Here is a 10,314-nt window from a genome sequence, read left to right as displayed (position 1 = left end):
TAAGAGGCTGTTTTGTAATTTTATTTTCACGCTCAAGGCGTATTCGAGTTATCTCATGACTCTTATTCATCCAGTTTTAGTTACAGGCTCGGCAAAGCCCTAATAAACTTACGGATTTGTATTGCTCATCTTTATTATATACCTAAACTAATTTTCCGTCATGAGTTAGCAGGCGAAGCCTGCTTGGAGTTTTAGTTAGTAAAATCACTAGGACGCAGTGGTTGATTGGTCAAACAGCTAAAAGGCTGTTTGAGGTAGCAGATAGGATTTGCGAAGCAAATTACAATTGTTCGCTTTTATTGAGAGAACATTTCATGTTCTCTTATCCAGATACTCAAAGAGTCAATTCCTGACTCTTTGACCTCCGAAAGTAACCTAATCAACTGTGCGGAGGTGGAACTACGAACTAAATGTTAATACAATTTCAAATCACGGGAATCCACTGGGAAACTTGGGTTGTATGGATTGTGGCGAAGTTTTGTGTTTTTCACATCTTCAATAGTTTGAGCACCTGCTAACTGCATAACTGTTTTTAATTCGTTATTGATATGCTCAAAGACTTGACGAACCCCAACGCTTCCTCCTAGACTAAGTCCATAGATAACTGGACGACCAATTGCTACTAGATCAGCACCTGAAGCTAAAGCTTTAAACACGTGTTGACCACGACGCACACCAGAGTCGAAGACAATTGGCACACGTTTATCAACTGCTTCTGCCACTTCTTGTAGAGAATCAAAGGAAGCTGGACCACCGTCAATTTGTCGACCACCGTGGTTGGTTACCCAAATACCAGATGCACCTGCACCTAGAGAACGTTCTACATCCTCTTTACATTGTGGGCCTTTTACATAAACAGGTAGGCCTGAATATTCCGCAATAAACTCTACATCTCTTGGAGATAGTTTTTGTTTAGCAGACTCATAAACAAAATCCATTGTTTTACCAGCTCCATCTGGTAAATACTCCTCAACGATTGGCATGCCCACTGGGAAAACAAAACCATTTCGCTTGTCTACTTCACGGTTTCCACCAACAGTCGCATCGGCCGTCAAGACAATGGCTTTATACCCTTCGGCTTTCACTCGATCCATGATGTGACGGTTAATGCCATCATCTTTGCTAAAGTAGAATTGGAACCAGTGAGGACTACCATTCAAGGCTTGTGTAATTTCTGGCAAGTCTGTTGTTGAGTAAGAACTGGTTGTAAAGAGAGAACCAAATTCATGCACACCTTTAGCGGTTGCAACTTCACCTTGCTCGTTAGCCAATTTATGAGCTGCAACAGGCGCCATGATAATTGGAGAAGTCAGCTTATCTCCATAGATTTCCACTTCAGTTGAAGGATTCTCAACGTTCATCAAAGTTTGTGGAACAATTAGTTTATGGTTGAATGCACGGATGTTTTCCCTTAAAGTAAAGGTATCCTCAGCACCACTGGCAATATAGCCAAAAGCTGCTTTCGGAATAACCTTTTGAGCCATTGGCTCTAAGTCATAGGTATTAATAAAATCAACAGGTCCTTCTGCATTACTAGTTTTGAAAACCATAGCAAATCCTCCTTGGTTTGAATGAGTATTTATCCTGTTAACCATTCCAACTTGGCTAACCAATAGTATTATACCACCAACTGAATCCGCTTCCAATTTATATGCTCAAATTTCACAAAAAATTATAGTCTAAAGCGTTTACATTTTGTCACCCTATCGACAAAAAGCATTTTAGGTGGTAGAATGAACATTGTGAGAGAGGCAACTCTCTTTAAAAAGAAAAGGAGATGTTTAGATCATGACTGCTACTAAACAACACAAAAAGGTTATCCTTGTTGGTGACGGAGCCGTAGGTTCTTCATACGCATTCGCACTTGTAACACAAGGAATTGCACAAGAATTGGGTATTGTAGATATCTTTAAAGAAAAAACTCAAGGGGATGCAGAAGACTTGAGCCACGCTTTGGCCTTCACTTCACCTAAAAAAATCTACGCCGCTGATTATGCAGATGCACACGATGCTGACCTTGTTGTTTTGACTGCTGGTGCTCCACAAAAACCAGGTGAAACTCGTTTGGACTTGGTTGAGAAAAACTTGCGTATCAACAAAGAAGTTGTTACTCAAATCGTTGACTCAGGATTTAACGGTATTTTCTTGGTTGCTGCTAACCCAGTAGATATCCTTACTTATTCAACTTGGAAATTCTCAGGTTTCCCTAAAGAGCGCGTAATCGGTTCAGGTACTTCTTTGGACTCTGCTCGTTTCCGTCAAGCACTAGCTGAAAAAATCGGTATCGATGCTCGTTCTGTCCATGCCTACATCATGGGTGAGCACGGAGATTCTGAGTTTGCTGTTTGGTCACACGCTAACGTTGCCGGTGTGAAATTGGAACAATGGTTGCAAGATAACCGTGACATCGATGAGCAAGGTCTTGTTGATCTCTTTGTATCTGTTCGTGATGCAGCTTACTCAATCATCGAGAAAAAAGGTGCTACCTTCTACGGTATCGCGGTTGCCCTAGCTCGTATTACTAAGGCTATCTTGGATGATGAAAATGCAGTACTTCCACTTTCAACTTACCAAGATGGTCAATATGGAATTGATGACGTCTTCATCGGTCAACCTGCTATCGTTGGTGCACATGGTATTGTTCGTCCAGTCAACATCCCATTGAACGACCGTGAATTGCAACAAATGCAAGCATCTGCTAAACAATTGAAAGCTATCATTGATGAAGCATTTGCTAAAGAAGAATTTGCGTCAGCAGTTCGTAACTAATCATCAGAACGATCATACCTAGTATGGTCGTTTTTTGACATCTCTTACCTTTCTATTCGAAAACGCCTCAAGAAGAAGAACACAATCCGTCTTCTTGAGGCGTTTCAGCTTGTCTATTAAAAATCCAGTCAAGAATCCCTAACATGATGAGAGTTTCAAAACTCATTTTGGATACATTTTAAATTGTAGAAAGAGATCATTGTAGATTCCCAACCATTTAGGTCCTAGGTTTTGATAGACCTCAAGATTTTGTTTGGCTTCTTCTGATGGATAAAAGGATTGGTCTAATCGCAGTTCATCAGGTAACTCAGCCTGTGCCGTTAGGTTAGGGGTTGAATAGCCGATATATTCGGCATTTTGAAGGGCTACATCTGGCCGTAGCATAAAGTTGATAAATGCGTAAGCAGCCTCACGGTTCTTGACAGTATGCGGAATGACGATATTATCAAACCAGAGATTCGATCCCTCAGGTGGGACAACGTAATGGAGATGCTCGTTTGCATCTAACATTTGACGAGCCTCCCCAGAAAAAGTTACTCCTAGGCCCGCATTGTTCTGAATCATATACGTTTTCATCTCATCTGCCACAATAGCCTTAATATTTGGTGTTAAGCGATAGAGATGTTCTGTCGCCTGCTCCAACTCAGACATTTTTTGACTATTAATCGAAAATCCAAGAGAATTGAGACTTAAGCCCATAACCTCACGCGCACCATCAATTAACATAATTTGATTCCTGTACTCATGTTTCCATAAATCAGTCCAATGCTGAGGCGCATCCTTAATCAGTTGATCATTGTAAACAATACCAAGAGTTCCCCAAAAATATGGAATAGAATAAGTATTTTGAGGGTCAAAGCTCTGATCCAGGAAAGATGGGTCAATGTGTTCAAGTCCCTTAATCTTACTGTGATCTAATTTCTCCAGTAATCCTTCCTGAGTCATTTTCTGAATCATGTACTCACTTGGAATGGCGATATCATAGGTTGTTCCTCCTTGTTTGACCTTGGTATACATAGCTTCGTTGGAATCAAAGGTCTCATACTGAACACGGATTCCCGTTTCTGCTGTGAATTGCTCAATGAGCTCTGGGTCAATGTAATCGCCCCAATTGTAAATCACCAAAGGCCGTTTTTGATCTTGGCTATCTTTGGGTTGAAGTTGCAGAATCATCATTCCTAGGGTTAGAAGAATTAAGCCGATTCCTGCTAAAAAGCTGATTAGCTGCTTCATTGCCCCTCCTCCTTTTGCCTAGAAATAAAATAAAAACCAATGACCAGTAAGATACTGAAAAGAAAGACCAAAGTGGATAGAGCGTTAATCTCTAGGGAAACACCTCGTCTAGCTCGAGAATAGATTTCAACAGCCAATGTCGTAAAGCCATTTCCTGTGACAAAAAAGGTGACCGCAAAGTCATCTAAAGAATAAGTGAAGGCCATGAAATAAGCTGCAATAATAGCTGGAGTTAGATAGGGAAAAAGAATTTCCCGTAATACTTGTCCTTCCGATGCCCCCAAATCATAAGCAGCGTTAATCATATCATCATTCATTTCTTGCAAGCGTGGCAAAACCATCAAAACAACAATGGGAATGGAAAAGGCTATGTGACTAAGGAGAACAGAGATAAACCCCAGTTGAAATCCAATCAACGTAAACAAAATCAAGAAACTAGCACCTGTCATTACATCCGGAGCCACCATTAAGATATTGTTAAATCCAAGGAGGCTACCTTGTAATGGCTTTTTCATTCGATGCAGAAGGATCGCCCCAAAAGTACCGATTGTCGTCGCAATACTAGATGACAAAAAGGCTAAGAAAAAGGTCTGAGCTAAAATGAGGATCAAGCGTTGATCAGAGAACAAAGTTCGAAAATGCTCCCAAGTGAACCCAGTAAAGGCATTCATATCTCCACCCTTATTGAAAGCATATAGAATGAGATAGAAAATAGGAAGATAGAGGAGGGCAAATACAAGAAATAGATAGAGATTTGCTAATTTTTTCATGCGTCTGTCCTCTCTCTCGTCAACCACATCGTCAGTAACATAGCCAAAATCAGAACAACTCCGATGGTCGATCCCATCCCCCAGTTTTCAGTGATGAGGAAATGTTGCTCAATGGCAGTCCCTAGGGTAATAACACGGTTTCCTCCAATCAAACGAGTCAGCATAAAGAGGCTAAGGCTAGGAATAAAGACCGCTTGAACGCCCGAACGAACGCCCTTCATAGACATGGGGAAAATCACCCACCAAAAGGTTTGCCAGCGACTGCCACCAAGGTCATAGGAGGCAGTGATAACAGCCTTATCCAATTCATCCAAAGCATGAAAAATCGGTAAAATCATAAAAGGCAATTCGATGTAGGAACTGACCATCAAAAAAGAAAAATCCGTAAAGAGCAACTGCTGCGGACCAATCCCTACAAAGGTTAAAAATTGATTAACCGCACCATCTTGGCTAAAAATCCCTAGAAAAGCATAGGCTTTTAAGAGAAGATTGATCCAAGTTGGAAGAATAATCAGTAATAACCAAAGCTCCTTGTGCTTAAGCTGGGTTAAAAAATAAGCCATGGGATAGCTGATGGCTAGCGTTAATAAGGTAATCAAACTCGCATACAAAATGGAGTTAAAACCCATCCTCAGATAGGTAGCATTATCAGCTTGAAAAAACGTTCTGAAATTATCCAGTGAAAAGGAACCATCTATTGTAAAGAAAGATTGAAAGACAATCAAGGCTAAGGGAGCTAATACAAAGAGCAAAATCCACAGAATATAGGGGATGGAAAAGAGATTAGTGATTCTTGTCTTCATCTCGCTCCTCCTCAATCGCTTGGATTAGACCAGCCTCTTGTTCATCCATATCAACGTACTCTTCAATACGGGCATCAAACTCTTCCTCAGTTTCATTTAAACGCATGATATGAATATCTTCGGGTTCAAAATCCAATCCGATTACTTCCCCTACGATGGCTTTTCGAGTTGAATGAATCATCCACTCATTCCCAAGCTCATCATAGGCAATAATTTCATAATGAACTCCCCGGAACAATTGAGTATCTACTGTAACCTGTAATTTTCCTTCTTCTGGTAAGGTAATTCGCAAATCTTCAGGTCGGATAACAACTTCAACGGATTCACGAGGACGCATTCCTCCATCAACCGCTTCAAATCGTTGTCCATTAAACTCAACCAGGTAATCTTCAATCATCGTACCTGGAAGAATATTGGATTCGCCAATAAAACTAGCAACAAAATGGTTGATAGGCTCATCATAGATATCTACGGGTGTCCCAGACTGAACAATCTCACCTTCATTCATCACAAAAATCCAGTCACTCATGGCCAAAGCTTCTTCCTGATCATGGGTTACAAACACAAAGGTAATCCCCAAACGCTGTTGCAATTCACGCAGCTCGTACTGCATGTCAGTTCTCAGTTTTAAATCAAGGGCCGATAGAGGTTCGTCCAACAAAACAACTCGAGGTTGATTGATAATGGCGCGTGCAATAGCTACCCGCTGTCGCTGTCCACCGGACAATTTTCGAATTGACCGTTTTTCATAGCCAGACAACTGCACCATTTTTAAAACCTGGCTAACACGTGTAGCGATTTCTTCCTTACCCACCTTGCGAACTTTAAGAGGAAAAGCCACATTGTCAAACACATTCATATGTGGGAATAAGGCGTAAGACTGAAATACCGTATGAACGTCCCGCTGGTTAATGGGAACATCATTCAAACGATGGCCATCCAAAAAAATGTCTCCTGATGAGGGATCTAAGAGTCCGGCAATCATATTCAAAATCGTTGATTTTCCAGAACCAGATGCTCCAAGAAGAGTGTAAAATTTCCCCTCTTCCAGTTCAAAATTAATGTCTTTTAAGACCTGGGTTCCAGTATCCTCATAGACTTTGGATACATGCCGAAATTCAATAATTGGTTGTTTCACTCGTAGTCTCCAATAATTCTAACTTCAGGCTCTAAACGTACACCTGCATGCTTTTCTACCCGTTCAATAACATCCTGGATCAGTTGCTCATAATCCGCAGCCGTCCCATCATACCGATTCACCATAAACCCAGAATGCTTGGTCGATACTTCCACACCACCGATTCGATGTCCCTTCAAATTAGCCTCTGAGATTAATTGACCAGCAAAATATCCAGGAGGGCGTTTAAAAACAGAACCACAACTTGGGTATTCCAAGGGTTGTTTCAATTCCCTTAAATGTGTCAACCGCTTCATTTCCTGTTCAATCAACTGATGGTCCCCAGGCTTCAGAGAAAACTTAGCTGATATCACAATATCTCCAGTCCCTTGAATTGCTGAATGGCGGTACCCAAAGCGCATATCCCGATTTTCTAATGTTTTTAGCTCTCCTTCTTTGGTCAAAATCGTACAAGACTCTAAAACATGACCAATTTCACCGCCATAGGCTCCCGCATTCATGAAAACCGCTCCACCAACGCTTCCTGGAATCCCACAAGCAAATTCAAAACCTGACAGGCTATGGTGCAGGGCAACATGCGTTGTCTGTATCAGATTGGCTCCAGCCTCCGCTTCAATCATGTATCCATCCACTGTAATATGATTCAGATGGTTAAACATAATCACAAAACCACGAACTCCACCATCGCGAATAATGATGTTACTAGAGTTCCCTAACACCATCCAAGGTATCTCTTCTCGATTAGCTAATTTCACAATCCGCAACAATTCATACTTATTACGCGGAAACACCAGATAATCGACAGGTCCACCTACTTTTGTATAGGTAAATTCCTTTAAGGGATAATCAAAGCGAATATCGACTCCCTCAAGTTCTCGTTGAATCATCTCTCTACTTATCATCTTCTCATCCTTTGTTTTAGTCACCTTTCATTATACCATCTTTTCGTCTAAAAATTGACCCCATTGACAAATAGACCAGTAATTTCAAGACATCTAATACTCAATGAAAATAAAAAATTAATCTAGGAAGTGAGCCGCAGACAGCTCGAATTCTCTGGGGGAGGTTTTGAGCTTAAAGATATACTCTTTTAGTTTATCTTTTATTACTGTGTTAGCTCGCCTTGCCATACTTCAGTACTGTCTACGACTCGCTGCCTTGTACTAAAAGTAAACTAAAAGACTATAAAACTTTCGAAGAAAATTTCAAATAAGTACGGCAAAGTTGGCAAAAACTTCGTTTTTTCAACTAGAATCTCAGACAGTCTACTAGACTGTCTGACCTGACAACGGTTAAATTTGATTTTCAAAGCGTATAAAAAGGTAGGGCACTGTACCCCACCTGATCACAAATGATTCTAAATTTTTGCTAGAATGGCATCCCAGGCCTGATCAATGCCATACTTTGTTTCAGATGAAAAAAGAACAAAATCATCATTTGAATCAAAGTCTAGTTTATCTTTAATCATCTTTTCATGTTTATTCCAGCGGCTTTTAGGAATTTTGTCAACCTTGGTAGCCACTAAAATAACCGGAATTTCATAATACTTAAGGAAATCATACATTTGGACATCATCTTGTGAAGGAGCGTGCCTAAAATCAACAAGGCTTACAACGGCTCGAAGATTATCGCGACTTGTTAGGTACTCTTCAATCATTTTTCCCCATTTTTCCCGCTCCTTCTTCGAAACCTTGGCATATCCATAACCAGGGACATCTACAAAACGCAACTGATCGTCGATATTGAAGAAATTTAATAACTGAGTTTTTCCAGGTTTGCTAGAGGTTCGAGCTAGATTTTTACGATTGAGTATCCTATTAATAAAACTGGATTTTCCAACATTGGAGCGACCAGCCATAGCAATTTCAGGGATGTCATCCTGAGGATAGTGACTTTTATTGGTGGCACTCAATAAAAGTTCCGCATTGTGGGTATTTAGTTCCATTAACTTCTCCTTAAAAAAGAGGTTGCGACCAAAGTCTCAACCTTCCTATTTTAGTTAGTATACTCTTTTAGTTTATCTTTCATTACTGTGTTAGCTCGTCTTGCCGTACTTCAGTACTGTCTACGACTCGCTGCCTTGTACTAAAAGTAAACTAAAAGACTATAAAAATATTTTGACCCAGTGGTTGATTGGTGTTTTCGATCTCTTTATTGAGAGAACATTTCATGTTCTCCTATCCAGAAACTCAAAGAGTCAATTTCTGACTCTTTGATCTCTGAAAACAACCTAATCAACAGTGCGAAGGTGGGAGTGAGACGGTTTTTGGGGGAAACCGTTTCAGCTTACAACTTGAAATAAAGACTTGTATCGAACAGTTTTTGTAGAAAACTGTTCTGTCCCACTCTCCCCTCCCTGCTTCCTTTGTTAAGCTGTTTCCAGAATTGGTTTTTCCAAGCCAAGAACAGCTTCTTTGGTAATCCGTACCGTCTTGACATTCTCTTCACTTGGAACTTCAAACATAACATCCATCATGGTTTCTTCAATGATAGAGCGAAGTCCACGAGCTCCTGTCTTACGGTCAATGGCTAAGCGGGCAATTTCTTCCAAGGCTCCATCTTCAAATTCCAAGTCAACATCATCATACGAGAGAAGTGTCTGGTACTGTTTAACCAAGGCATTTCTTGGCTCCTTAAGAATACGGACCAAATCTTGCACCTCAAGTGGCTCTAAAGCCGCAAAGACAGGCAAACGTCCAATCAATTCTGGAATAATACCGAATTTTTGGATATCCTCTGAAACGATTTCTTGCATATAAGAACCATTTTCATCAATTGCCTTGTTGTTGTGACCAAAGCCAATAATCTTTTCTCCTAGACGTTGTTTAACAATCTCTTCAATACCGTCAAAGGCACCTCCAACGATAAAGAGAATATTCTTGGTATCCACTTGAATCATTTCCTGTTGTGGGTGTTTGCGTCCACCTTGAGGTGGTACACTTGCAACAGTTCCCTCAATAATTTTGAGAAGGGCTTGTTGAACGCCTTCTCCGGATACATCACGGGTAATAGAGACATTCTCGCTCTTTTTAGCAATTTTATCAATCTCATCCACATAAATGATTCCCCGCTCAGCGCGTTCAATATTGAAATCAGCTGCTTGGAGTAATTTTAGCAGAATGTTTTCGACGTCTTCTCCGACATATCCAGCTTCAGTCAAGGCAGTCGCATCAGCGATGGCAAAAGGAACATTCAAGCTTTTTGCCAAAGTTTGAGCCAGGAAAGTCTTTCCGGATCCTGTTGGACCAATCATGAGGATATTGGATTTTTGCAACTCAACATCCGTCTCATCATCCCGATTATCGTGGAAATTGATCCGTTTGTAATGGTTATAAACAGCAACTGCTAGAGCGCGCTTGGCCCGATCTTGTCCGATAACATAATGGTTCAAAATAGCTAACAGCTCTTGTGGTTTTGGCACTTCAGAAAGGTCGGCCAACACTTCCTCGGCTAACTCTTCTCGAATAATTTCCTGAGCTAATTCGACACATTCATTACAGATGAATGCATTATTTCCAGCAATGATTTTCTTAACTTCATCTTGATTCTTACCACAAAACGAACAATAAATCATGACTTCATTTGATCTCGATTTCGACAT

9 protein-coding genes are annotated in these 10,314 nt (G+C 40.6%); 1 reads left to right on the top strand and 8 read right to left on the bottom strand.

What is annotated here, in order from left to right:
• Positions 1–413 precede the first annotated feature (413 nt).
• Entirely contained in the window at positions 414–1,550 is a 1,137-nt protein-coding gene (gene lctO, locus I1A59_RS00500) for an L-lactate oxidase (protein ID WP_196090872.1), read from the bottom strand.
• Between the two features lie 238 nt (positions 1,551–1,788).
• Here lctO and I1A59_RS00495 point away from each other — a divergent pair, with 238 nt between their 5' ends.
• The gene (locus I1A59_RS00495) at positions 1,789–2,769 is read left to right on the top strand and encodes an L-lactate dehydrogenase (protein WP_196090871.1); all 981 of its coding nucleotides are present in this window, start codon (positions 1,789–1,791) and stop codon (positions 2,767–2,769) included.
• A 162-nt stretch (positions 2,770–2,931) separates the two neighbouring features.
• On the opposite strand, the gene I1A59_RS00490 is transcribed toward I1A59_RS00495, so the two are convergent.
• The 7 genes from I1A59_RS00490 to clpX all read right to left on the bottom strand — a co-directional run bounded on the left by I1A59_RS00490 (position 2,932) and on the right by clpX (position 10,314).
• Entirely contained in the window at positions 2,932–4,002 is a 1,071-nt protein-coding gene (locus I1A59_RS00490; protein ID WP_196090870.1) for an ABC transporter substrate-binding protein, read from the bottom strand.
• Positions 3,999–4,772, bottom strand: coding sequence for an ABC transporter permease (locus I1A59_RS00485; RefSeq protein ID WP_196090869.1), 774 nt, complete (start codon positions 4,770–4,772; stop codon positions 3,999–4,001). Before I1A59_RS00485 ends, I1A59_RS00490 begins: the two co-directional genes overlap by 4 nt.
• On the bottom strand, positions 4,769–5,575 hold the full coding sequence (locus tag I1A59_RS00480) for an ABC transporter permease (RefSeq protein ID WP_196090868.1): 807 nt from the start codon (positions 5,573–5,575) through the stop codon (positions 4,769–4,771). Before I1A59_RS00480 ends, I1A59_RS00485 begins: the two co-directional genes overlap by 4 nt.
• A complete protein-coding gene (locus tag I1A59_RS00475; protein WP_196090867.1) occupies positions 5,556–6,713 on the bottom strand; it encodes an ABC transporter ATP-binding protein in 1,158 nt (385 codons plus the stop codon). Before I1A59_RS00475 ends, I1A59_RS00480 begins: the two co-directional genes overlap by 20 nt.
• The gene (gene murB, locus I1A59_RS00470) at positions 6,710–7,615 is read right to left on the bottom strand and encodes a UDP-N-acetylmuramate dehydrogenase (RefSeq protein WP_196090866.1); all 906 of its coding nucleotides are present in this window, start codon (positions 7,613–7,615) and stop codon (positions 6,710–6,712) included. Before murB ends, I1A59_RS00475 begins: the two co-directional genes overlap by 4 nt.
• Before the next feature lie 455 nt (positions 7,616–8,070).
• Positions 8,071–8,658, bottom strand: a complete 588-nt coding sequence (gene yihA, locus I1A59_RS00465) for a ribosome biogenesis GTP-binding protein YihA/YsxC (RefSeq protein ID WP_196090865.1) — start codon at positions 8,656–8,658, stop codon at positions 8,071–8,073.
• A gap of 423 nt (positions 8,659–9,081) precedes the next feature.
• On the bottom strand, positions 9,082–10,314 hold the full coding sequence (gene clpX / locus I1A59_RS00460; protein WP_196090864.1) for an ATP-dependent Clp protease ATP-binding subunit ClpX: 1,233 nt from the start codon (positions 10,312–10,314) through the stop codon (positions 9,082–9,084).

This window comes from Streptococcus sp. NLN76 (assembly GCF_015686645.1).
Taxonomy (GTDB): domain Bacteria; phylum Bacillota; class Bacilli; order Lactobacillales; family Streptococcaceae; genus Streptococcus.
The sequence above is the reverse complement of the archived record's forward strand: the minus strand, read 5'-3'. Positions and strand labels throughout refer to the sequence as shown.